Source organism: Cellulophaga sp. BC115SP (genome assembly GCF_009905545.1).
Lineage (GTDB): Bacteria > Bacteroidota > Bacteroidia > Cytophagales > Spirosomataceae > Flectobacillus > Flectobacillus rivi.
Genome location: NZ_JAAALB010000022.1, coordinates 67,880 through 93,741 on the forward strand (window position 1 = coordinate 67,880; position 25,862 = coordinate 93,741).

At 34.8% G+C, this 25,862-nt stretch carries 13 protein-coding genes; 11 read left to right on the plus strand and 2 right to left on the minus strand.

All coding sequences use genetic code 11. The features are described 5' to 3' along the window. Nucleotides 1-3: 3 nt before the first annotated feature. The 3 genes from GVN22_RS16495 to GVN22_RS16505 are packed head-to-tail and all read left to right on the plus strand — an operon-like array spanning nucleotide 4 to nucleotide 11,362. Nucleotides 4-8,187 carry a helicase-related protein gene (locus GVN22_RS16495; RefSeq protein ID WP_166552113.1) on the plus strand — a complete coding sequence of 2,728 codons (8,184 nt, stop codon included), beginning with the start codon at nucleotides 4-6 and terminating at the stop codon, nucleotides 8,185-8,187. 14 nt (nucleotides 8,188-8,201) lie between these two features. Then, a complete protein-coding gene (topA, locus tag GVN22_RS16500; protein WP_166552114.1) occupies nucleotides 8,202-10,358 on the plus strand; it encodes a type I DNA topoisomerase in 2,157 nt (718 codons plus the stop codon). Further along, a complete protein-coding gene (locus GVN22_RS16505) occupies nucleotides 10,337-11,362 on the plus strand; it encodes a hypothetical protein (RefSeq protein ID WP_166552115.1) in 1,026 nt (341 codons plus the stop codon). The genes topA and GVN22_RS16505 overlap by 22 nt, the downstream gene beginning before the upstream one ends. Before the next feature lie 252 nt (nucleotides 11,363-11,614). Here the strand turns inward: GVN22_RS16505 and GVN22_RS16510 are convergent, their stop codons facing one another. Next, nucleotides 11,615-11,851 (minus strand): hypothetical protein, encoded by a 237-nt coding sequence (locus tag GVN22_RS16510; RefSeq protein WP_166552116.1) that lies wholly within the window; start codon nucleotides 11,849-11,851, stop codon nucleotides 11,615-11,617. 209 nt (nucleotides 11,852-12,060) lie between these two features. Between GVN22_RS16510 and GVN22_RS16515 the strand changes: the two genes are divergently transcribed. From GVN22_RS16515 to GVN22_RS16550, 8 genes are read left to right on the plus strand one after another with little or no spacing between them, the layout of a single operon-like run. Beyond that, on the plus strand, nucleotides 12,061-12,657 hold the full coding sequence (locus tag GVN22_RS16515; RefSeq protein ID WP_166552117.1) for a recombinase family protein: 597 nt from the start codon (nucleotides 12,061-12,063) through the stop codon (nucleotides 12,655-12,657). 16 nt (nucleotides 12,658-12,673) lie between these two features. Continuing rightward, nucleotides 12,674-13,576: a DUF4007 family protein gene (locus GVN22_RS16520; protein ID WP_166552118.1), complete on the plus strand. Its 903-nt coding sequence runs from the start codon at nucleotides 12,674-12,676 to the stop codon at nucleotides 13,574-13,576. Then, nucleotides 13,566-16,796 (plus strand): hypothetical protein, encoded by a 3,231-nt coding sequence (locus tag GVN22_RS16525; RefSeq protein ID WP_166552119.1) that lies wholly within the window; start codon nucleotides 13,566-13,568, stop codon nucleotides 16,794-16,796. The genes GVN22_RS16520 and GVN22_RS16525 overlap by 11 nt, the downstream gene beginning before the upstream one ends. Beyond that, nucleotides 16,793-17,899 carry a phosphoadenosine phosphosulfate reductase family protein gene (locus tag GVN22_RS16530; RefSeq protein WP_166552120.1) on the plus strand — a complete coding sequence of 369 codons (1,107 nt, stop codon included), beginning with the start codon at nucleotides 16,793-16,795 and terminating at the stop codon, nucleotides 17,897-17,899. Before GVN22_RS16525 ends, GVN22_RS16530 begins: the two co-directional genes overlap by 4 nt. Before the next feature lie 4 nt (nucleotides 17,900-17,903). Continuing rightward, nucleotides 17,904-20,057, plus strand: coding sequence for an ATP-binding protein (locus tag GVN22_RS16535; RefSeq protein ID WP_166552121.1), 2,154 nt, complete (start codon nucleotides 17,904-17,906; stop codon nucleotides 20,055-20,057). Then, nucleotides 20,047-21,171 carry a hypothetical protein gene (locus tag GVN22_RS16540; RefSeq protein WP_166552122.1) on the plus strand — a complete coding sequence of 375 codons (1,125 nt, stop codon included), beginning with the start codon at nucleotides 20,047-20,049 and terminating at the stop codon, nucleotides 21,169-21,171. Before GVN22_RS16535 ends, GVN22_RS16540 begins: the two co-directional genes overlap by 11 nt. Continuing rightward, a complete protein-coding gene (locus tag GVN22_RS16545; RefSeq protein ID WP_166552123.1) occupies nucleotides 21,158-21,913 on the plus strand; it encodes a hypothetical protein in 756 nt (251 codons plus the stop codon). Before GVN22_RS16540 ends, GVN22_RS16545 begins: the two co-directional genes overlap by 14 nt. Beyond that, nucleotides 21,910-24,189 (plus strand): DUF262 domain-containing HNH endonuclease family protein, encoded by a 2,280-nt coding sequence (locus GVN22_RS16550; protein ID WP_166552124.1) that lies wholly within the window; start codon nucleotides 21,910-21,912, stop codon nucleotides 24,187-24,189. Before GVN22_RS16545 ends, GVN22_RS16550 begins: the two co-directional genes overlap by 4 nt. Here the strand turns inward: GVN22_RS16550 and GVN22_RS16555 are convergent. Continuing rightward, on the minus strand, nucleotides 24,167-25,303 hold the full coding sequence (locus GVN22_RS16555) for a cysteine desulfurase family protein (RefSeq protein WP_166552125.1): 1,137 nt from the start codon (nucleotides 25,301-25,303) through the stop codon (nucleotides 24,167-24,169). The two genes, GVN22_RS16550 and GVN22_RS16555, sit on opposite strands and share 23 nt — an antisense overlap. Nucleotides 25,304-25,862 lie beyond the last annotated feature (559 nt).

The window sequence follows — 25,862 nt, forward strand, 5'->3', positions numbered from 1 at the left end:
AAGATGAACGAGAAAAACTTAAAATTGCTTCAAATATATTTTAGTGAATCACAACGAAAAGTTATCCAGTCCCATAAAGTGATACAGGATAACATAGAAGGATTTATAGAGGCTTATTCAGCGCTGAGTTTAAGTGGAGCATTAGATAACTCAGCCTATCAAATTATTTATCCAATTCGTCGTGGTCTAGATTATATCCATAGTTTACGGTTAAAATCCAAAGATGATGCTTTGGAAAAGATTAATGAATCATTTGAGAAGTTAACTGTTTTTAACAGTCGAACAAATGAGAGTTTGATATTCATTAATTTACTCTTTTCAGAAGGGAAATTACCTCTTTTGATAGATCAGGTAAAGGAGAACCTTACACGAAAGCCTATAGAGAGTCTTGCTCTGAGCGCTACTACTCATGAACTTCATGAATCAATGTTATTGATTTCGAATACAAATTTACAAGTACTCAATCGACTAAAACTAGCAGAAACCCATGCAAACAACCGAGAGAAATCTAATCCAGAAGGTCTTCCCATTACTGGAACTCAATCTTCAAGAGAGAGTATGGGAGATTCAGACTCAGCAATTACAGAACACCCTTCAGGAGGTTCGAGCTCAGATGGCGACGCTGAAAAAGACCATCAAGACCCAACAGTTAGCCAACAATCCTTGTTTGGAGTTGGAGAACAGCTTCAAGGAACTTCAAAAGCAGGAGAAAGCAGTTTGGGTGGAACTCCAGACGAGAAGCCTCTTGCAGGAGCTTTAGTCACAGAGAGGCTTTTTAATCAAGAAGCCCCTCTTACTATTGAGGCTTTATTGGCAAAACATCCACCTGTAGTGGTTGAAAAGTTTGTGTCTCTCATGGAGTCGATTAATGATGGCAAAAAAGCTATCTATCATTCATTAGAGATACAAGTCTTATCGATAGAAACGCCAGAAGATGAACCTATTACAAGGGTTTATTTAGGCAAGATAGCGGACAAAGACCAAAATGAATGGTATAACTTGCTTGATAGTCAAGGAGACTATGTTTCATCTGCCAATTGGCGAATAGCTTCACTCATTAAAGATGATTTAAAGCAGTATGTGGATGAAGTTCGTAGAGCTTTTTTAGAAGTCGAGCTTAAAACATTGTTTGGCGAGATATTTGACCTAGTAAGTCAATCAGAAGATGCTACCATTTTTCTAAAATCAATTGCTGAAAGCCAAGGACTAAAAAGTCCTACTGGTCGAAAGCTCATGCAAAAATTGTTTGGTATAGCGCAAGAAGACTCAAAGGATGTACGTCTTGAAAAGTTTAAAAATTGGTATAACACTTATAAAAAACAAGAAAACGATGATGCCGAAACTACATTACGAAATCGTGTTGGAGCAATACCTACAACAGCACCAACAGAGTTTTTACAACCAGTTAGTACTCCAGAACCAGTTGGAGATTTATCTGAACCAGCGAGTACAGACCTTCATGGAAGCAGTAGAGAAATTGAGTCAAACTGGGATAGACGAGAAGCTAGCCATCGAGACGAACTGGTCACTTCTTATGCCGAGCCATTAGAAGTAGCAATACCTGAAGATGCTATTCCTAAGTCAGATGAACGTTTTTATTTAGAGGGAGTTCACTCTGCCAAATTTAACACCTTTCAACGCCTTCAAGGAAATTTGAAGGCGTTAACCTTATTGAATGATTTATTCAGTGATGTGCGTCAAGCCAACGAAGCTGAGAAGAAAATCCTAAGTGAATATGTGGGTTTTGGAGGCTTAAAAGACATTCTATTAAATCCAGCAATTGATGCCAACTGGGGAGAAAGTAACAAACAATATCGAGAATCCATAAGAGCTATCCATGATGTGATTAAACAGTTGGAGGGCAAAGGCTTTCACGGACTTCTTCTATCTGTACAATCTACCATATTAGATGCTTTTTATACAAGTGAAACTGTCATAAAGGGTGTCTATGACGGATTGAAAACCTTGGGTTTTACAGGAGGGGAAATATTAGAACCTTCCGCAGGTATCGGCAATTTTATTGGTTTTATGCCAAAAGAGATGCGTGAAAATTCTGTGATTACGCAAGTGGAAATCGACCCCATTTCTGCACATATCAATCAACAACTTTATCAAGATACTGAAGTCTTTAATCGACCTTTTCAAGGTGCCAAAATACCCTACAGAAATTATGATCTTGTGGTGTCTAATATTCCTTTTGGGGATACAAGGGTATATGACCGAGGCTTTAAAGGTGAGTTGTCGGTATTTCAGCAAAGAATCCATAATTACTTTGTGGCTAAATCCCTGTTAGTTGCCAAAGAGGGCGCTATTGTTGCCTTAGTGGTTTCGAAACGGCTTTTGGATTCTCCAGGCAATCAACCCATTCGAGAGTTTATCGAACGCAATGGGACTTTTTTGGGTGCTGTCCGTTTACCACACAAAACTTTTGAGAACGCTAACACACAAGTCAATGCTGATATCCTTTTCATCCAAAGAACTGCTCTTAAACTCAGTGAAGAAATCAATCCAGTAATTAGTCAAACCAAACGCATAGAAACTCAAGCCCAAGACGGTACTCCTGCTTTTTATGATATTAACGAGTATTTCTTACAACACCCAGAACAGGTATTGGGAGCTATTAAGTTGGGAGGCATGTATGACCAAAATGACTACAAAGTACTAGGGGAATTGGATGGAGAAGTCTTGTCTAAGCTAATTCAAAATACCTTACAAAAGTCCATTAGCGAAGGCAAATTAGTGGAGCTTTCACAAAACGAAACCTTGGAGGAATCTTGGGTAGAAATCACGCATCTGGATGATATTTTTGCCAAGGTAAAAAATGGGTCCATTGGCGTAGATGATGGTGTTCTCTATAAAAAGGATCATGAAGAGAATATAATTGAAATCCATGCGACTGAACCTATTGAAAAAATTGAAGCCTATTTAGCGATAAAAGATAGTTTAATGGATTTGATTGAAGGGGAATATAATGGATTAGCCATTCCAGTACTGGATGATTTACGCACACAAACACGAGAATTACACCGAAGCTTCATAGAAAAGTATGGTAATTATGAGGTCTCTCTCAAGAAGATTGCTCGATTGGATGAGGACTACTATAATGTCATGAGCTTGCAAGACCACAAAGGTAGAGAGGCAACCATTTTACACCAAGCGACTATTGCTCCCCAAAATCAGGTTAATCAAGTATCGGATATCAATGATGCTATTACCTTGTCTTTGTATGAACGCAATTATATTGACTTGGCTTACATTGAGAAACTGACTAATAAAAGTACTCCTGAAATACTCTCAGAAAGTCAAGGACTTATTTTTTATGACTTACAGCAAGATAAATACGTGCATCGAGATGAATATTTATCAGGAGATGTTAAAGCAAAACACCGATTTATTCAAGAGGTTATCGCTCAAGGAAATACAGAATATCAAACTCAACTGGAGTCTTTAGAGCAAGTACTACCCAAAGATATTCCTTCTAATTTGATAGAAGTAAGTCTGGGCGCTCGATGGATACCCACTTCTGACTACAATGAGTTTATCCGAGAATTACTCCAGATTCCTAAAAATCTGGTATCAATCCATTACAACAAAGCGATGGATGATTATAGCGTATTGGGTCAGCATTTTAATACGCTCACGAAAGGGGTATTTTCTACAAGTCGTTTGAAAGATACCGAAATCATCGAATATGCTTTTAGAATGGAGGCACCAGTCATTAGAGATAAGGTGTCAAGTAACCCAGATAGATACGTAGTCAATAAAGAAGAAACTGCGCTAGCGGCTGAAAAGATAGCCTCCGTGAAGGAGAAGTTTGGAAAATGGATTTGGAAAAGCGCTGAACGCAGGGAGCGATTGGGTCAGATTTACAATGACCTATTTAATACCACTGTGCTTAGAAAATACGATGGTAGTCATTTGAACTTTGAAGGGCTGAATGGCATCAACTTTTACGACCATCAAAAAGATGCAATATGGCGCTTGTTACAAAATAATGGTGGTATTGTAGACCATATCGTAGGAGGTGGAAAAACCTTCATTATGGTGGGTGGAACTATGAAAATGAAGCAATTAGGGATTGTCAAAAAACCGATGATTATCGCCCTGAAGTCAACAGTTCCTCAAATTGTAGAAGCTTATCGACAGGCATACCCCTTAGCTAATATCTTAGCACCAAGTGAAAATGATTTTAAGAAAGAAAACCGATTGGCATTGTTTTCTAAAATAGCCATCAATGATTGGGACTGCGTAATCATGACCCATGATAATTTCAATACCATTCCTCAATCAAATGTGTATGAAGAGCAATTAAGTCAAAGTGAAATTGAAGAATTACGAGGACAAATCGATGAGATAGAATTAGATGCTGGTTTGGATTATCGAGAGCGCAAACGTCTCATTGGCAGAGTGATGAGTCAAATCAAAAAAGTTGAAGCAAGATTAGAACGCTTACTGGATAGAGCGAAAGATAATACCCTGACCTTTCAACAAATGGGGATTGACCACTTGATGGTAGATGAATCCCAGCAATTTAAGAACTTAGCTTATACCTCAAAGATTCGGAATGTAGCGGGGATGTCCAAACAAGAGGGTTCTAAACGAGCCTTTAACCTCTTGGTGGCTATTCGTTCGCTACAAGATAAATTTGGAGGAGATAAAGGAACTACCTTCTTATCTGGGACACCTATTTCCAACTCTTTGGTTGAAATGTATCTACTATTCAAATACCTACGCCCCAATAAAATGAAGGCTTTGGGTTTTGATACTTTTGATCAATGGGCAACCAATTTTGCCATTCCTAAAACCGATATTGAGTTTTCTATTACAGGAGAATTCAAGCCTAAAACTCGTTTTTCAGAATTTATCAATGTTCCAGAATTGGCGATTCTCTACACGGAGATTGCGGATATTCGCAATGATGATAATTTAGTCCTAGATAAGCCTCAAATGCTTGGTAAGGGATACCAAGTGAAGACCTTGTCAATGAATGAAGTTCAAAAGGATTTTGGGCAGCGAATCATAGAATTTGCGAAGACCAAAGATGGAAATGTACTAGGATTAGGTAAACTTTCAGAAGGGCAAGAAAACGCATATATGTTATTGGCGACCAATTTAGCCAATAAAATGTCCATTGATATGCGTTTGATAGACCCCAATGCAGCGTATGACCCTCAAGGAAAAGTAGGTACTTTGACACAAACCGTTTTTGAGAAATATCAGGAATCCACAAACCATAAAGGGACTCAGTTGATATTTTCTGATACAGGAACTCCTAAAAGTAAAGAGAGTTTTGCAAGTCTCATGCAAGATTATTTTCAAGATGAAGTAGGACTCGATGTAGAAACCATGAGAAGCCTATTTACGGGAAATAATGTAAGCCCAGCCCAGTTGCGTCAAAGGTTAAAAGATGAATTGCTATTGGATGATTCACAAATAGATGAACATATCGAGCTAGCTAGAAACAGTAGTGAAGGTTTTAATCTTTATCAAGAAATTAAATTTCGCTTAGTAGAAAAAGGTATTCCTGAAAATGAAGTAGTGTTTATCCATGACTATGCGACGGCAAACAAAAAAGATGAGCTTTTCAAAAAAGTCAATGAGGGTGAAATTCGAGTAGTATTGGGTTCTACCCAAAAGCTAGGGACAGGTGTCAACGTACAAGAGCGCATTGTGGCCTTGCACCATATAGACGCCCCGTGGCGACCTAGTGATATGGAACAGCGCAATGGTAGAGGAATAAGACAAGGGAACAGAATTGCCAAGGAATTCTATAACAATGAACTACCCATTTATACCTATTGCTCTGAATTAAGCCTAGATACCTTCAAATATCAATTACTGCATACCAAAGACTTTTTAATCAGACAGATTAAAAATGATTCGATAGATCCTGCTTTGAGAGTTATTCGAGAGATAGATGGAGATAGTGAAGGCGGACAAAGCTATGGCGAGATATTGGCTAATTTATCGGGTAATACTGATATTCTGGAAAAAATAAGGTTGGAGACTTTGATAAATAAATTAGAGAAGTCGAAAAAATCATTTGAAGCTGAGGTGTTTGATGCTGTTGAAAAAGCCAAGAAAATAGCGTCACTATTACCTGAAAATGAGAAAAATATCGAAAAAACTTTTCAGGATGTCTTGTATGCTCAAGAGCACCTCCAAAAGCGAGAGGATCCAATTCTAAACACTCATCGAGTGGTGTTTGAAGGTTTATCCTTGAATGGTGCGCCTATTGAGAGTCGAAAAGAATATGGAGAGGTGTTACATCAAATGATTCATGATGGTTTGTACTTGAAACAGCCTAATGAGGTTGTGAATATTGCCCAAGTGTATGGATTGACCCTACAAGCACAAAAGCATGAAGGGTTATTCACCAAAGGCGTAGAAATTCGCTTGTGGTTGACAGGTCCATCAGAGACAAACTATCAATTCAATTACTCCAGTATTCCTGGTGTGATGGTCAATTCGATGGAGAAAACAATGCTGAGCTTTGAGCAACTCCTTCAGACTCAACAGGCCGTCCTAGAACGCAATAAAGAAAAGATAGCCGACTATCAAGAGCTGTCTACTCGTACTTGGAACAAACATGAGGAGCTTCAAGAAGCAAAAGACAAGCTCAAGGAAGTACTTGCTAGACTTCATAGTGAGCCAATTTCTGACACAAAAGAATTAGGAAATACCTTAGCCATAGCACCTAATGAGAGTTTAGGTACCTCTGCAAGTTCTTCCATTGCCGACAAAAATGAAGATGTGCTGCTATCTGAGTTGCTATATTTTTGGTCTATCGATGATGAGTGTATGAAGGCACATCAAACTGCTTTAGAAAAACTTACAGGACTTACGCAAAAGGGTGTCATGGCATCTATGCAGGCATTGACGGCTTCAGACCTTCGGATTAACTGGTTTGAAACAGGCTTTGAGTCATTGCCGAAAGCATACAAGTTTATACAAGATGCTTCACCATCTCAACGCCTCTTTATTGATATACCTAAAAATGGTCAATCAAAGAGTTTTATGTCTATTTCGGATGATTATGTATTGGTATTACCCCCTACTAAATCACAAGATTATCGTCTGTTGAACTTACCCTCTTTGACTTATCAAGAATGTAAGACGATTAATCATGAAGGGAAATATGACTATCAGATTTATCCAAAAGCCTACGCTGAAAAGTTTGTAAAGAAACAACTCGATGACACCCTCGATCTCCTAAAACACCTTCCAGAAAAAAAGAATCAACTCTTTTTTCAAGAACAACTACAAAGTTTTCTGGGTAAAGAAGGATTTCAAGTCAGTTTTTCCTCTGATGAGCTTCAGGATTTGATGCGAGGAAAATTGTCAAGATTGCTTATCGCTCCCAAATCTAATATGACTGATCAAGAACATGCCTATATCCAAAAAGTCTTAGCACATGAGGGCTTTGAAGTAAAAGTATTTCACAATGCTGATATTCAAAATCGGGCATTGGCTTTAACTCAAATCATGACCGAGGTTATGCAACAAGTTCGAGCTTCAAATTTGGACTTGTATAGAGAATGGGCAAACCAGCCTTCCTATAAAACGGAGCTACAAGAAAAAGTAATAGAACAAATGAATTTCCCTGACCTCAGCAAAGAAGCCAAAGTACAACTCATTTCACGGAATCTAAGTACTGGCGCATTAAACTTGGAACTTCATATCAAACAGCCTGAAGTACATATTCCTGATAGACTTAAAGAGCAATTGACAGAAGAAGAAAGTGCTCAACTCCAAGCTTATTTACCACTTACTAAAATCGTGTATCTTCAAGATAAAAGTGGTGGTATTGTAAAGCCACACTATGTAGCCGTTGACCCAGAGCTCAACAAAGTATTTATGCTTGCCATCAACCAATTAAAACTACCAGAGCAATTCTATGGCTTAGCGCTCACAGAAGAGCTCAAAACTAGTCTTAGAAATGGTCAGGAAGTCTTGTTAGAAGGCTTACAAAACAGTGAGCATGAACCTTGTTTTGATGCGGTGATACGAGTTGATGCCAGCAAAAGAAGTTTGGTAATGGATAGTTCTGCTGCCAAAATAGAGTCATTTAAAGAGCAATCAACCATAGAAACACCAGCTTTTTATCAACGCTCAATGAGTGTTGAGCAGAAGAATATGCTAGAACCTGAATCCAATAAGAAAATTCATTCTGTAGGAAATTTGTAAACAAATCAAGAGTTATGAATCACAAGAAACTAATTATCGTTGAGAGTCCTAATAAAATTAAGAAAATACAATCCTTGGTTGGTGAAACCTATAAAGTAATGGCCTCAATAGGACATATTCGAAGACTGCCTTTAAAATCGCTCGGCGTGTTGCGAAACGAGGGTTATCAATTGGAATATGAAATGGAGGATAGTAAAAAACAAGTAATAGCCTCATTAGTAGCAGAAACCAAGAAAGTAGGTAGAGATCAAGTGCTTATTGCCTCAGATCCAGACCGAGAAGGCGAAGCCATTGCTTACCATTTGGCAAAAGTGTTAGGATTAGATTTGAAAAGTGTATGTCGAATCGAATTTCATGAGCTAACCTCCAAGGCTATACTTCAAGCTTTGCAAAGTCCAAGAGTGATTAACCTTGCCTTGGTTAAAGCCCAAGAGGCTCGACGTGGAATTGATAGATTGGCAGGTTTTGAGGTTTCTCAAGTGCTCAATCGAAAATTGAAGAAAGTAAATGCTTCGTCTTACTCGGCAGGGAGAGTACAATCCCCTGCCCTAAAATTGGTCGTAGAACGTGAACGAGCGATTGCTGCCTTTGAACCAAAATCGTCTTATAAGCTCAAGGCAAGCTTTTTTACCTCAGTGAATCACGCTCAGTTAAGTCCACTACGATTGACAGCCAATTATATGGGTGACGCATTTGAACGAGAGACCTTACTACTTTATTTAGATGGAGCTCATCAACATGAATTTCAGGTAGAAAAAGTAGAAAAGCAGGAAGTCCAACGACGTCCTAGTCCTGCTTTTATTACCTCTACTTTACAGCAAGATGCTATTAAAAAGTTTAAGTGGGGAGCTAAAAAGGTAATGGATATTGCTCAACAACTTTTCGAGCAAGGTTTGATTAGTTATATGCGAACAGATAGTCCCAATTTAAGTGAAGAAGCGCTCAAGGCTATTGAAGCAAAGTTAAAGGCAGAGGGTCAAGAGGCATTGTTTGCCAAAACTATCTATCAATCTAAAGACAATGCACAAGAAGCTCACGAAGCAATTCGTCCGACCAATTTTGATTTGTCAACTGCAGGAGAAGGTAAAGAACAACAAGATCTCTACAGTTTGATTTATCGTCGAGCGATAGCTTCCCAGATGATACCTGCTATCTATGCTCAAGAAACGATTTTGATAAGAGATACCACAAGCAATCTCTTTTTTAAACAACAACGAAAGCGCTTGGTTGAATCAGGTTTCCTAACGATTTACACGGAGTCTAAAACAGAAGAAGATAACGAGGATGAAAATGTCTCACAAGAAGCCATGCTCGTAGCTGAAGGAGAAAAACTGCTTTTATATGACATAATAGCCAAGGGAACTTATAGTAATCCTCCCAAACGATACGATGAAGCAGGCTTGGTGAGTGAATTAGAAAAGTTGGGCATAGGTCGCCCTTCGACTTATGCGACTATTCTTAATCAAATCATAGAACATAAGCAGTATGCAGTTGTTAAAACGATAGCTCCTACCCTTCGAGAAATCGACGTGATTCTTTTGACTCATGAACAGAAGATTAGCATACAGCAAGAGAAACAATCTATTGGAGGAGACAAAGATAAATTAGTGCCAAGCGAGCAAGGACTGGCCATAATAGATTTTCTCAATGAGCATTTTAGTCCGATGGTTAACTATCGCTTCACGGCTGAGATGGAAGAGAGATTGGATACGATTACTCAGGGAAAGTATTCCTATCAAGAAATCATGAAAGATTTTGACAGTACTCACCAACAGTGTTTGTTTGCTAGCGGTGCCCTAGCAGACGTGGTTGAACGCAAAACGATGGAGGTCGGTATCTGGCAAGGGCATGCTATCCAATATGGAAAAAATGACAAAGGAGCTTATCTTCTCTACCAAGGACAGTTTTATAAATACCTTGGTGAAAATGATCCAAATGAGTTGGAAGCTCAAGCGTATATACAAGAGTGTGTAAAAGCATTAGAAAACAGATTTACGCTTTCCATGGGTGAATTGACGTTGAAGGAAGGACCTTATGGTTTGTATATTGAAGATAAGAAAGGCAATAAAGCCCCCTTAAAGAAAACCAAGGAGGAAGCAAAGGCATTAACAAAATCAGATTTAGTGCAAATACTCAAAGATTATCAAGCATGGAAAAAGAAACAAAAGTAAGATTACAGGTGCTTGATGGCTTACGTGGGTATTTTATTCTTTGGATTGGGATATTCAATACTCTGAGTATTCTTCAAGCACTATGTCCCAATGTCTATATTGCAGGGATATTGTTATTGATTAATGACAAAGGATGGTTTTGTTTGTGTGGTATCTTCGGCTATAGTTTTGGACTTTTACTCCAAAGTGAAGAAGGCAGTAAGGGCTTTTTGAAAAGAATGTTATTACTTTTCCTGTTGGGGTTTATAAACAGTTTTTTGTTTTACGGCGATATACTCAAGGACTATGCTATGATAGGTCTATTGCTGTATTTTCTAGAAAATCCTATCAAAAAATATCCTCAGTGGAGTTTAGTAATCGTATCTGCCCTTGTATTATTGAGCCTGTATTGGATAGGCTTTGACATGGCTAAGGCAGGAAACTTTGCACAAATCCTAAAAGTCAAAGGATGGTTAGCTCCCATTACCTACAATCTGCAATTATATACACAATCAAAATACTTTTTGATATGCTATCACTTAGAAATGTTCTGGTTAGTAATGTTAGGTTATATGGCCAGCCAGCAAGGTATTGAGAGATTAGTATTTTGGGTATGCTCAAGTATGCGTAAAAACTTCCAATTGTATTTGTTTCTTGATGTTTTAATGATAGGTATTTGGTTTATGAATACAACCAATAAACTAGGGAATTATGGATATTTATTTCATATTCTCTTTTTCTCAATTTGGTATATGTTAGGGCTTGTACAAGTTATGACCAAACTCCCTAAGTTGGGCAATTTTTTAGCAGAAATAGGCAAATGTACCTTGAGTTTATATCTGTGTCAAAATGTGATTCTATACCTAATGATACTACTAAATTTAGAATGCTCAAAGATGACAGGCACGCTCTTTTTAGGATTACAAATAGGGCTAATTATCTGGTTTAGATTTGATAAACGGTTTTTAGGTAGTCGATTTGTGGAGAAGTACTGGAGAGCTTTAGCTTTGAGGAAGTGGATGTAAAACAAAAGCATCGGCATAATGCGGAGTGAATATTTTACTAATGGTCATAGTTTTATCAATAGCTAATTGGCGAAGCTAATATTAAGGGTAAAATTGAATAAAAGCGAGTATTGCATTGTAAATTATTGAGTAGTCACTAACTTCTAAGTAGTGAAATGGCTGTTTATAGGCTCTATTAGAGTAATTCTACACCTACGAATACAATACTAAATAGAAATTTTAATAAATGCAATAGACATTATCACGATTTATTCATTCGAAAGTAACTCTATGATTGTGTAATCCGACAGCAATATCCATGAGACAATCTAGAATTTGATCGCTTCTTAAGCATATTTTTTCCTTGACGATTCTTACTCTTTTTACCCTTGCAAAAGCATGCTCTTTTTTCACTCCTACTTGAGAAATATCTTTGCTAATTTGCTTCTGAAGAGGTTTCATCTTTTTTACAATTTGAATCTTTAAAATCCTTTGAGATAAGTTTGACATAAGTGTTTTATCATTCGTATCATAAGAACTTTTTTGTGGATTATTGCTTTGGACAGGACACTAAAATATGAAATAGATTTAATGCAAAACTATCAAGTTGAGAAGCTCTTCTCAAATATTTTATTTACAAAGTTTTGTTCTACTTGTTGTTTTCTTTTTCAAAGTTCGATAAGTTTACAAAATAATCAGTAAATAGAACTTTTCGATATATGGAAATTGCTTACGCTCGAATTTCAAGGAATGAACTAAATTTAGATTTGCAATTAGATGCTTTCAAAAAAAATAGTATAGATAAAATCTTTATAGATAATGCATCGGGAGTAAAGACAAGTAAACCTGAATTAGATAAATTACTTCAATTCTCACAGCGTGGAGATACTGTTGTAGTATGGCGTTTAGATAGATTGGGCTGTTCAACAACGCAACTCATAAAGCTAGTTGAAGAGCTAAAGGCTAAAGGAATTCACCTAAAATCTCTTTCGGAAGGAATAGATACCGCATCCTCTTCCGGTAACATAATTTTTCAAATATTTTGTGTGCTTGCCGAACATGAAAGAAACGTCTTGCGAGAACGTACAAAAGCAGGTTTAAGTTCTGCACGTGCGAGAGGGAGAGTTGGTGGAAGACAAAAGGGCTTATCTGCTCGATATGAAAGTATAAAGGAACTTGTAAAAGAGGCTTATATCGCCGAAAAAAATACTACTGAGGAAATAATGCAAGCATTTAACATTAAATCAAGAAGTACACTATACAGAATTTTAAGAAATGCAAATGTAAATATCCCAGGGTTTGTTAAAGGAAAGTAAATGATATTTAATAATAATGGCTATAAATAACGATAATAAACGTTTTTCTTTTTCGGGACATGAATCCTTTCAATGTAGGAGTTTATGGCTAAAAAAAGGCTATGATTTTGTAAATGAAGGAAATTCATTTAACAACGAAGATGCTGTAGTAAGGCTTGGTGTAGGGAAAAATATGGTTACTTCTATTCGTTTTTGGATGAAAGCTTTTGATTTATTGGACACTGATGATAATTTGACTCAAATTGCGCATCAAATATTTTCTGACTCGTATGGTTTTGACCCATTTTTAGAAGATGAAGCCACCTTGTGGCTCTTACATTTTCATTTAGTTTCCAAAGGATTTGCCACAACCTATGATTTATTGTTTAATGAATTCAGAAAGGGAAAAATTGAATTTACAAAAGATAATTTCGTATCGTTTGTGAAGCGTAAATCGGATGTTTTAAAAGTTTCTACGCCGAGTGATAAAACGATTAAAGCAGATTTCGATGTTATGGCAAAAATATATAATCGGACAAACGCCCAAAACAATGACAAAGAAGAAAGCTTTTCTGGAGTACTATCAGAATTGACAATTATGAATACTTTCTTTCGTGGAGATGTAGAGTATTTTGTCATAGACAATACAGAAAAGTCGCAAATACCAGCCGAAATACTATTGTATGGAATTTTAATCAGCACAGGAAACGATGTATCAATTGATTTTTCAAAGATAGAACAGGAATATAATAGCATAGGAAATATCTTTGCTATAAATAGAACAGGAATAATTGAAAAAATTGAAGAAATGGTAAATTTATATCCCAAACAAATTGTTTTCAGTGACCAAGCAGGTATAAAATTATTACAATTTAAAGAAGACAGATTAAATCCATTTGAAGTCTTAAAAAAATATTACGAACCAGTATATGCAAAATAACCCTCAATATACAACCTCAGTAAACATTAATCGTGATAGTGATAGAAACTTAATCTATCATCCGACACCTAATGCAGAAAAGGTTATTCATACAATAACGAACGATTTTAAGCAAAATAGTCTTCGCGCATTCAACATTGTTGGGTCTTATGGTACAGGAAAATCGTCTTTACTTTGGGCATTTGAGCAGAGCTTAACTGGAAAACAAAAGTTTTTTGATATTACGCTTGTTAAAAAGCCTAAGTTTAAAGTAGTAAAGTTAATTGGAGAGTATAAGTCTATTATTGATGCTTTTGCCGATGAATTTGGAGTTACAATAAATCAAGATAAAACCAAACATATTCTATCAGAAATCTATAATCAGTACTATGATTTAGGAGATAAAAACCCACTATTGGTCATTTTTATTGATGAATTTGGTAAATTTTTAGAGTATTCAGCTAAACATGAGCCAGAAAAAGAATTGTATTTTATTCAAGAATTAGCTGAATTTGTCAATAACTCAACTCGTAACATTTGCCTAATTACGACCGTACACCAAAACTTTGATGCTTATGCAAATAGCCTGAATAAAGAACAAAAACAAGAATGGGCAAAAGTTAAAGGAAGGTTCAGAGAAATAGGCTTCAATGAGCCTATTGAACAGCTTTTGTTTTTAGCAGCAGAGCATCTCAATGCAGGTGTTCCTAATACATTAGTAAATTCATTTGAAAGTATTAAGAGTAGCATTGAACAAACCAAAATTTTCAGGTCTAATGCAGAGTTTGTAAATGGTATAGCCCCTAAGTTATATCCGTTGGACTTGGTAGCAGCTTATACCCTTACAGTTTCATTACAGAAATACGGACAAAATGAACGCTCACTATTCTCATTCTTAGAATCAACGGATTATTCTGGAGTAAAACAATTTCAAACTTCAGATGCTAATCCATACTATAATATTGCGAATGTTTATGACTATTTAATCAACAATTATTATTCCTTCCTGAATTCTAAAGATAACCCAGATATTGCTGCTTGGGGTGGTATCCGTTCATCAACTGAAAGGATAGAGCGTTTTTTTGACGATGCCACAACTGTAGAATCATATACCAAATTAGTAAAAGTTATAGGTTTATTATCCATAATAGCTCCTAAGGGTTCATCTATTGCTGATAATTTCCTTAACGAATATGGAAGAGTTTGTTTAGGAATTGACAATGTTGATAATATCATTACCGATTTAGTAAATCGAAAAATAATTATCAAAAGGGCTTATAGTCGAAGATATGTATTATTAGATGGCACAGACCTTGACATTCATACAGCAATAAATGAAGCAGGTAGTAAGATTTCTGAAATAACGGATGTTGTAACACAGTTAGAAAAATATTATTCGTTACCACCCATTATTGCTAAAATGGAATCTTATCAATCGGGAACTCCTCGATTGTTTGAATTTATAATTTCTGATTATCCAAAATCACAAGAGCCATTAGATGAAATAGATGGGTTTATTAATCTCATTTTTGATGAAGAGCTTTCATTAGAGGGTTTACGAAAAATATCTCATAATGAGAAACATACAATCATTTATGGATTTTATAAAAATACTCGCAGAGTAAAGGACCAACTATTTGAAATCGAAAAAACACAGAGGGTAATTTTAGAAAATAGTGAAGATAAAGTTGCTGTCAGAGAACTTAATAATATTCTAAAATATCACCAAAATTTATTAAATCACTATATTTTAGATAGCTTTTATACTGGAGAAGTTATATGGGTATTTAACGGTAAGGAGCAGACTGTAACAAATAAAAGAGACTTTAATAAACTTTTATCCATTGTTTGTAAAACAAAGTATCCCCTTTGTCCAGTATTTAAGAATGAGTTAATAAATAAGCACAAGGTTTCTGGACAAATTCACACAGCTCGGAAAGAGTTTTTTAAACAATTAGTTACAAATTGGAAAGATGTAGACTTAGGATATGAGAAAGATAAGTTTCCACCTCAGAAAACAATATACCTCTCATTATTAAAGGAAAATGGGATTAAACTTTATGATACCGACCCGAATTTTAGACCTGATATTAGTGAAAATTCCAATTTTAAGCCGCTATGGGACTTTTGTGTTCAATTTTTAAATAAATCGAAACAATCAAGGCTTCCTATTATCGAATTATTTAAAGAACTCAGTAAGCCTCCGTTTAAACTGAAGAGAGGATTAATAGAATTATGGATTCCTACTTTTTTGTTTATTAAGCGTTTCGATACTGCTTTGTTTGGTGATGGAATCTACTTGCCCGAATTGAGCGGTGATATATTGGAACTCATTGCTCGTTCTCCTGAACGTTATGAAGTAAAGGCATTTAATTTGGATGGTGTAAGATTAGATTTATTTAATAGTTACAGAGCATTCTTGCAACAATCAACAGAGGCAAATATAAGCAACCGAACCTTTATCGAAACGATCAAGCCATTTTTAGACTTTTATACCCGCTTACCTGAGTATGCCAAAAATACAAAAAGAGTCAGCAATACAGCAATTTTAGTAAGAGATGCTATTGTAAAAGCAAAAGACCCTGAAAAAACGTTTTTTGAAGATTTCCCAACAGCGTTAGGTTACTCTATCGTTGCATTACAACAATCAAGGGTTAGTTTGCAAGAGTTCATCACAGCACTTGAAGGTGCTATTAGAGAGTTACGTGTAAGCTATGATGAATTGATAAAAAGGTTTGAAGAGTATATAATCAGTGAGTTTATTGGTGAAAATATTGCTTTTGAAGAGTATAAAGGAATTCTGCAAAAGAGATACCAAAAGTTGCAAAAACCTTTATTAATGACTCATCAAAAGGCATTTATCCAACGATTAGACTCTCCTTTAGATGATAAAATTGGCTGGTTAAGCTCAATAGCACAACTTCTAGTTGGTCGGAGTCTTAATACATTCAAGGATGAAGATGAAGGTATTTTATACAATAAACTGAAACAAATGATTTTAGATTTGGATAATCTAAATGCAATTTCTAATATTGAGATAGATGAGTCTAAAGAAGATGCCATAGGGGTCGAAATTAGCTCTTATGCCGGTGGTGTAAATAAAACATTATTACGACTACCCAAAAACAAGAAACCAGCCATTACAAAAATCGAAAACAATATTCGAGAGCAAATGTCTGATGATAAATCTATAAATATTGTTGTATTAGCCAATTTACTTAAAGAACTTTTACAAAAATGACACAGGTAAGACACGTTTTAGGGATTTCGGGAGGAAAGGATAGCTCTGCTCTTGCCATTTATATGAGTCAGAAATATCCCACAATTGACATTGAATATTACACTTGCGACACAGGTAAAGAATTAGATGAAACCTATGAGGTTATCGAGAAATTAAATTCATTACTCGGTAAAAATATTTTGCAATTACAAGCAGCAGATAAAAGTGATTTACCGCCTTTCGACCACTTTTTAACCTTGTATGGCGGATATTTACCTTCTTCTATTTCACGATGGTGCACGAAGAAACTTAAATTAGATCCTTTTGAATCTTTTGTGGGTAACGATCCTGTTATTTCATATGTGGGTATTCGTGGAGATGAAGACCGAGAAGGTTACATTTCAAAAAAGCCTAACATTCAATCAATTTTTCCATTTAGAAAAAATATTTGGAGTGAGGATGTGACAGCTAAAGTACTTTCAAATTCGAATAGAGAATTAATTTTGAGTTTGTATGCAGAATTACCTACGAATAACAAGTCTGATAGGTTTTATGAAGTACTTTCTCAGCCAATTTCGATGAGCTTTAACCTAATCCAAAAGCTAAATCTATTGTTAGATTGTGATGTAAAAACCTTTAATCATTTAACGTTTAAATACCTTAAAACTACAGATTACCCGCTATCAAAAGTTGATTATTTTCCTTTGATTGATAACGATGAAGTATTGGTCAGACAGGACATCTTTAACCTATTAGATGATAATGGTGTGGGAATTCCTAACTATTATAAAAAAATAGAATTTGAAGTAAACGGGAAAAAAGGAGAATATGCTCGCTCAAGGTCTGGTTGCTATTTCTGCTTTTTCCAACAGAAAATAGAATGGATTTGGTTGTATGAGCAACACCCCGAACTATTTATCAAGGCACAGGCATACGAAAAAGAGGGCTACACATGGAATCAGGATGAAACACTCAATGACCTTATTCAACCTGAGAGAATGACTCAAATTAAAGAAGATTATATAAAAAGAACTGAACGAAATGCACAGAAAAACAACTCTCCTTTTTTGCTTGACCTACTAAGCGAAGCAGAATCGGAAGGCTGTGCAGCGTGTTTCATTTGAATTAATGGAAGAAATAAAAAATATATCAACAATCTTAGATAAGGGCATTAATTTTAGTGTTGATGCAGGCATAATTACTAGATTAGGTAATGAATTAGTGGGTAGAGCCGAAACTGCAGTATCTGAGTTAGTGAAGAATGCATTTGATGCTGATGCAAATAACTTAAACGTAGAATTTATTGATACGGATACGCCAGGAGGTACATTAATTATACAGGATGATGGTAATGGTATGGATATGAATCAACTCATAAATGGTTTTATGAGACTGTCTTCATCAGATAAAATCCATAACCCTATTTCTCCAAGGTATAAAAGGCAACGAGCTGGGAAAAAAGGGATAGGTCGGTTTGCTACTCAAAGATTAGGAACAAGATTAAGTATAATTTCGAAAACAAGTGAGTCAAATAATGGACTAAAGCTATCCATAGATTGGAATAAATACTTAACAGATACAGATTTGAGTAGTATTTTCAATCCCATTCAAGAAATTGAGGTAGATTTTTCTCAAGGCACCAAACTTGTAATTGAAGACTTAAGAGATTCATGGAGTGAGGTAAATATTAAAAGGATATATCGGTATGTTTCTGATTTGCTACAGCCTGATTTTTTATCTGATAGAAGTTTAGTGTTGAACTTACCAACAACACAGACTGTAGCTACTTTCAATGTATCATTCTTCAAAATTACACATGGACTTAAAATTCCAATTGCTAATATTGATAGAATGGTATTAGATAATGCACTTGCAATAATTGAAGGATATGTATTAGATGGTAGAGGAATCTGTGAAGTTGTAAGTAAAAGATTTAATATTAATGATACAATTGTGTTAGATAAAGGATACAACTTTTTAGATGAAATACACTTTAAAGTTTATTACTTCATACTTAATTATGAATGGTATGAAAGTTATATTCCTAAAATGGAATACAACAGAATTAAAGATTTTGTTAAAGATAATGGAGGTATTAAACTTTACAGGAATGGATTTAGAGTTCTACCCTATGGAGAGATTGGTAATGATTGGGCAAATATTGAAAAAACTGCAATAAAAACAGAAGAAGGTGCATATGTGCCATTTTCCAACAATAATTTCTTTGGGTTTGTTGAAATTATTGACAAAGATGGGGTAAACTTTGATGAGACATCAAGTAGAGAAGGATTAATTGAGAATACCGCATTTTCACAATTAGCAGATTTTATTAATACTTCTTTGATAGCTTCAGCTCGAAGAATTAATTCTGCAAGATTATCTGAAAAACAAAATCGTAAAAAACCTAATACTACGATTACAGATTCAGATTCGACCAAAAATATTATTGAAAAATTGAGGTCTATCAAGGTTCAAAAGGTTGACGAAAATGATATTATTGAAGAAGCAATTTTAAGTTTAGAAGGGGTTGAAATGATTAGAGTTTTAGCTACTGTGGGATTAAATATAGCCGAATTTACTCATGAAATTAGACAATTCATCCCCTCTTTCAATGGAAGCATAAACTACCTACTTAACCAAAAATTAAATATTGAGGCACAACACTCGTTATTAAACCTAAAAGAAAACTTTAATAGATTTAAAACTTATACCGCCTTTATTGATAATACTATTACACAAAATGTAAATAGAGAGAAATACCCACAAGATTTAAGGAGAGTTGTAAAAGAGTTTTTTAATATTTTTAAAAATGACTTTTTAGATTCAAAGATTGATGTAGCTCAGGAATATTATGAATATGATTTATTGACAGTTCCAATGCATCCATCAGAATGGTTTTCTATCCTTTATAATTGTTATACTAATTCAAAAAAAGCAATTAAAAGAGTTCACAATAATGACGAAGGAAAGATTAGAATTGTTGGTGGTCGAGAAAATGGTTATATCTATTTAGAATTTTCAGATAATGGTGATGGTATACCTGAAAAAAATCAAGAGCGAATTTTTGATGCCTTTTTTACAACATCGATACCACCAAATTTAGAGACAAATAGAAATGATTACATAATTGGCACAGGATTAGGACTTAAAATAGTTAAGGATATTGTTACGTCTTACCATGGTAAAATATATGTAGCCAACCCTGAAGATAACTATAGGACTTGTATCCGAATTGAAATTCCAGAGATAACAACCAAAGAACTTAAAGTATATGAAAGTTAAATATTATTATGTTGATGATGACCCACTTAACATTACTCAGGAGACTGCAAAAGGACTTAGTATTTATCCAGACAAGCTAGAAATTGAAGCGTTTCAACATCATGTTTGGAATGAACAGGTGTCATTTTTAATTGATAATCAAGCTGAATTCAACGGTCTATTATTAGATTGGAAACTAAAAAAAACAAACCAGAATAATGAGGAAGCTGATTATAATGTAGAAGCGTTAGCTCAACAGTTAAGAGCTGCCATAATTGAAACCAAATTTAAGAAAGACTTTCCAATAATATTGTGTTCTGCTGATAGTCGATTTGATGAACTTTATACAAAGGATGTAACTGGGCATGATTTATTTGACCTTGTTGTTAAAAAAGATGATTTTAATGATAAGGTGAATGAAATAATCTCAAAGTTTGTAGATTTAGCCCAAGGGTATCAAATTATTGCAGAAGATATGTCCGTCCAAAATCTTTTTAAGATTGAAGAGTTAAACTATATTGACTATAGGGTTTTGGACTATATGAATAACTTAAAAAGTAAATCTGTTCATGAAATAGCGAGGTTCATACTGACAAAAATCATAAACGTTCCTTGTTTTTTAATAAATGAATATTTACTTGTTTCAAGGCTTGGGATAGATATACAAGACAAAGAGAGTAAAGAGAGTTGGAATCACTTAAAAGATGAGTATTTAATTGATTCCAAGTACAATGGTGTTTTTTCAAACGGATGGGAGCGATGGTGGATGCCCAAAGTTTTAAATTTTTGGCATCATAATTTCGAAACTTCATTAGGCTCAGTTACGGCATCTGAAAAAATCACAATGCTAAATGAGAAATTTGGTCTGTCCTTAAAAAGTGCAAAAATCATGGAAATGGCCCAAAGCGAACAGTTTTGGACAGTTTGTAAAGAAACAAATTTACCTTTAGCAATAGAGGATGGAATATTATATTCTTCAAATGATTTTGAAAATGTACCTTGGCAAGAGGATGAATATTATTCGATTTGGGCAGTTTTAGAGGGTGGAGCAATCCAAATTCATCCGTTAGAAAGGGAAAGAGTTAGCTTTTACAAAAAAAAATTTACTAAATCACGCAATAATGAGGGTAAATGAAATAAAAAGAGATTTTCGTTCTTTGTCAATGCTTTTACAACAATGGTCAAATGTTAAGAATCCAAGTATCTTAGGACAAATGGATGTCTTTGATAAGAAGGGAGTTATAGGGTACAACTTAGAAGTATCTAAACCTTTAATTTTCCAGAATATAGACCTTGAACCGCACTCAATTCCTTCTGGGATAGAAAAAATACCAAATTCTGATAAAGATTTTAGTGTCCAACTGTGTATAAAGTTTTCTGAGAAAGAAATGAAAATAAATGCGGTTACAGACCCAATTGTCGATATGGGGGTTTCTATTTTAATAAAAGGTGAATATTGTCTTGGTAGTGATTTAAAAGAAACTATTTGTAGTTGGCATATTGATAGACATAATGGAAATCAAACGGGTTGTTTTCATCCACTTTATCATTTAAATTTTGGTGGAAGTAATATGACAAAACTCGCAATTAATGATAATGAATATTTTGGTAAGCTACTTTTGTTACCTTCTCCAAGAATAATTCATCCTCCATTAGATTTAATATTATCTTGTGATTTTATTATTAGAAACTTTTACAGCACACAGACACACTCACAAATCACATCACAAAATACCTATAAAGATTTGATTAAAAAGGCTATGGATAGATATTGGAAGCCTTATTTTTATGCTTTAAGTAGTAAGTGGGATACAAGCCTTACACCTACCAACCTGACATTTGAAAATGCTACCGATATTAATGTAAATTATAAATGATAAATATAGAAAAAGCATTCGTTACTGAAAACCGCAGCGTTTTTGATTTTTTCCAACAACCAGGTCTTGGGTTCTATATCCCTCTTTACCAACGAGAGTATAGCTGGGACACCGATAACATTGAACAACTTTTAGAAGATATTTCAAAGGGTATTGAAAGATTAGTTGATGAAAAAGATGAAAATGAAGTACGCTTCTTAGGTACAATCATTACGGTTGGTGAGGTGAATAAAAATAATATTCAACCGCAAGATACACAGGCACTTCCTGTAAAAATTGATAAACTAATAGATGGCCAACAAAGACTTTCTACTATTGCTATTTTTGCTACTTTACTTTATAAGCATATTACTTTAGTTTCCCAAAAAATTGTTAAAGACGAGCCTCTAAAAAATGAAATAGAAGAGGCGTGTCAATCATGGTTTGATAGATTAGTGAAGGTTTTTAGTTTAGACCTTGGCAGAGGAACCCCCAAACTGAAACCTAAAATTATTAGAGGGCAAAAAGACCGTTGGACAAGGGATGGAGAGATAAATGCAAATTATTTATCGCCAGTGGCTAACTATTTGGCATCTGTTATTGATGCTATACACTTCAAAAAAAATTTTGAGAAACCAAATCAAAAATTTCTTGGAGCTAATTTGGTAAAGAATATTCGTTTAATAGACAATTGGCTAGATAAAAGTATTCGGCAAGCACACGTCAATCAAAATGAAGAATTTAGCCCCGCTTGGCACATTCTCAATAATATCAATCAGGAGAATATTTGGTTATATGATAGACCAAATCTTCAAGAAAAAGTAAATGAGAAAGAAACACTTAATCGAAAAAACCTCAACTATATACTTTGTGAGTTAGTACAACTGTTTTCCGTTTGCCATTATTTGACTGACAGATGTTGTTTTACTATTATTCAACCAAGTAATGATGATTGGGCTTTTGATATGTTCCAATCACTCAATGCCACTGGAACACCTCTAACAGCAATCGAAACATTTAAACCCTTGGTAGTTCAGACAACCGAGAAAAGGCAGATTGCATTTAAAGAATCTACTAATCAAAAAAACTTTCAAAAAGTCGAAGATTTATTTTCTGCCTCTATTAGTGCTGCACAAAAAAGTAAATTAACGAATGATTATTTAACTTCATTTGCTATCGCTTTTAATGGTTCTAAACTTTCGAGTCATTTTAGTCATCAACGAAAATGGTTGGATGATAAGTTCAAAGATTTCGACCAGAACCAAGGTGAGGAAGAGGCCTTTGAAGAAAAAGCAAAATTTATTGCTTTTTTAGGTGATTATGCTGAGTTTTATAAGCAAGTTTGGATAGACTACGATGGAAGAAATAGTCAGGTAATTCCCAAAATTAGCTCTTCACCAGAGGCTGATTTAGCATCTTTGTTACTGAAATACCTACATTCGTCAAACCATAAAATGTCAATTACTATTCTTGGAAGATTTTACAAATCTGTAATTAATCAAGAAGAAAATGCTGTAGAGAACTTTGTACAAGCCGTTAAAACAATTGCTGCCTTTTATTCGTTATGGAGAGGTTCAAAAAGTAATACTGGTCTTGATAATGTTTATCGTAAGTTCTTTAAAGATAGAGTAACTCCATTTGAGAGCATTCAAATACAAGAGTTAAAAGAGTTTTTAAGAAATGAGTTAGGAGAAACTAAAGAAACATGGGTAACAAAAGCTGTCATTGAGATGAAGTATAATAAAGCGGAGTCTGTTTGTAGGTTAGCTTTATTTATAAGTAGTCATGACACTATTCCTGATACAGAAACAGTTGGTCTAATGAAGATAGGTGCAAGAGGTTGTTCAAATTATTTGAATCTCCAAAAGTGGTTTTCAAGCGATCTTTCTACAATAGAACATATAGCTCCTCAAAATGGCGAAGATATTTGGGACAATGCTCTTTATGAGCTAGATAGCGAGTTATATCAGTCAATCGGAAACTTAACTTTATTACCAACTAAAATCAATTCATCACTTGGTAATCGAGGTTGGTTAGAGAAATTTATCTATTTTAAGCACCTAAGCGAAAAAGACCCCGAAAAGCTTCAAAGACTATCAGACAAAGCAAATGCATTAGGTATTAATTTGAGGCAAAATACAATAGATTTATTAATGAATTCAAACTATAATGACCACATAGCCTCAATTGTAACACTTACAGAAACAGGTTCATGGAATCATTCATTAGTAGAGAAGCGAGCAAAAAGAATTCTTGAAATATTTTGGAATAGAATTAGTCCGTGGTTATACTCATAAACTGGTTTCTTATAACTCGTTTTATTTCGTTAATAGTAATATCAATTTCATCTTTGGTATTGTACTTACATAAAGAAAACCTTATTGCAGCCATTGCTTGTTCATCTGTATTTCCCATTGCTTTGAGTACATGTGATGGCTGCACAATAGAAGCTGTGCAAGCTGAACCGTTGGAAACTGCAATATTTTTGAGTTGTCCAATTAAAACATTGGCATCAATATATGGGAATGACAGATTTGAAACATTGTAAAGCCGATTTTTTTTGTTCCCATTGAGGATAGTTCCAGATATTTTCAGTAATTCTAATTCCAAATAATCTCTGAGAAGCTCAACAATTTCTTTGGTCTCAATCATACAATTTTGAGAAAGTTCACAAGCAGCACCCAAACCAACAATTGCTGGCACGTTAGATGTACCACTTCTTAACCCAAACTCATGTCCACCTCCGTGTATCTGAGATTCAAATTTAACGCCTTTCTTTACATAAAGCCCCCCAATCCCTTTTGGCCCATGAAATTTATGTGCAGAAAATGAAAGCATGTCAATATTCTTCAGATTTAATGAGATTTTCCCAACGGCTTGTGTTGCATCTGTAAAAAATAAGCTTCCATTATTATGTGTAATTTCTGCTATTTCGTCAATTGGTTGGATGACTCCAGTTTCATTATTGACCCACATAATTGCCACAAGCAAAGTTTGTGGTCGTAGAGCATTTTCTAAATTTGTAATAGAAATAAGTCCATCTTCTCCAACTGGTAAATAGGTTATTTCAAATCCAATAGACTCTAAGTACTTGCAAGTATCAAGAACTGCTTTATGTTCAGTCTGTGATGTAATAATATGATTTTTGAAGCCAAAATTTGCCAAAGTCACACCCTTTATTCCCAGATTAATGGCCTCGGTTGCTCCTGAGGTAAAAATGATTTCATTGGTTTCGCAACTCACCAAATCTGCAACTTGTTGACGTGCCTTTTTTACCGCATCGCTTGCTCTTAAGCCAAAAGCATGTGTACTTGAAGCATTCGCAAAATTATAAGTTAAATATGGCATCATGGCCTCCAACACTTCTGGGGCTATTTGGGTCGTAGCATTATTATCTAAATAAATGAACATTTATAAATGAAGTTGCTTATCTCAGCTAGTATTTATAGTGAAAACAGGCCTGTATTTCTTCGTTTTATTGTTGTCGAACACTCCATACAAAGACAAGCCTTAGACAAATTTACAATATTAACTAGACATACACATAAAGGATATTCACATTTATACATAAGTATAGGTTGCATAAAGAGTTTAAGTGAAGTTGTTTTATCCTGCTCTCAATTGCTTTAACCATTTAAAATTAGAGAAAGCTTTTTAACTTTCATCCCAGCGGGAAACCACACTTAAAATGGTAAGGCAATGAAAACTAGTAAATTCAGTGAATCTCAAATCATAGCGATATTGGGATGTTTAGGCAAAGACAAAACCAAAGAAAAAGTATGTCAAGAACATGAACTCGTTCATCAGGGAGTAAAAACTGAATATAAATGTAGGTATTCGCTTGGATTAAGAGTAGTTAAAGTGTTAGTTTTATCTATGGCTTGACTTTTTTGTTGTAAGCTTCCCCAAAAATAGTACGGATTAAAAGTTTAAAAAGTGTGATATTTTTTAACTTTAGGTAAGTATTATG

What these genes read in the sequence shown, in the direction of transcription:
- GVN22_RS16495 (WP_166552113.1), top strand. Translation starts at nt 4, where the DNA reads ATGAACGAGAAAAACTTAAAATTGCTTCAAATATATTTTAGTGAATCA.
- topA (WP_166552114.1), top strand. Translation starts at nt 8,202, where the DNA reads ATGAATCACAAGAAACTAATTATCGTTGAGAGTCCTAATAAAATTAAG.
- GVN22_RS16505 (WP_166552115.1), top strand. Translation starts at nt 10,337, where the DNA reads ATGGAAAAAGAAACAAAAGTAAGATTACAGGTGCTTGATGGCTTACGT.
- GVN22_RS16510 (WP_166552116.1), bottom strand. Translation starts at nt 11,851, where the DNA reads ATGTCAAACTTATCTCAAAGGATTTTAAAGATTCAAATTGTAAAAAAG.
- GVN22_RS16515 (WP_166552117.1), top strand. Translation starts at nt 12,061, where the DNA reads ATGGAAATTGCTTACGCTCGAATTTCAAGGAATGAACTAAATTTAGAT.
- GVN22_RS16520 (WP_166552118.1), top strand. Translation starts at nt 12,674, where the DNA reads ATGGCTATAAATAACGATAATAAACGTTTTTCTTTTTCGGGACATGAA.
- GVN22_RS16525 (WP_166552119.1), top strand. Translation starts at nt 13,566, where the DNA reads ATGCAAAATAACCCTCAATATACAACCTCAGTAAACATTAATCGTGAT.
- GVN22_RS16530 (WP_166552120.1), top strand. Translation starts at nt 16,793, where the DNA reads ATGACACAGGTAAGACACGTTTTAGGGATTTCGGGAGGAAAGGATAGC.
- GVN22_RS16535 (WP_166552121.1), top strand. Translation starts at nt 17,904, where the DNA reads ATGGAAGAAATAAAAAATATATCAACAATCTTAGATAAGGGCATTAAT.
- GVN22_RS16540 (WP_166552122.1), top strand. Translation starts at nt 20,047, where the DNA reads ATGAAAGTTAAATATTATTATGTTGATGATGACCCACTTAACATTACT.
- GVN22_RS16545 (WP_166552123.1), top strand. Translation starts at nt 21,158, where the DNA reads ATGAGGGTAAATGAAATAAAAAGAGATTTTCGTTCTTTGTCAATGCTT.
- GVN22_RS16550 (WP_166552124.1), top strand. Translation starts at nt 21,910, where the DNA reads ATGATAAATATAGAAAAAGCATTCGTTACTGAAAACCGCAGCGTTTTT.
- GVN22_RS16555 (WP_166552125.1), bottom strand. Translation starts at nt 25,303, where the DNA reads ATGTTCATTTATTTAGATAATAATGCTACGACCCAAATAGCCCCAGAA.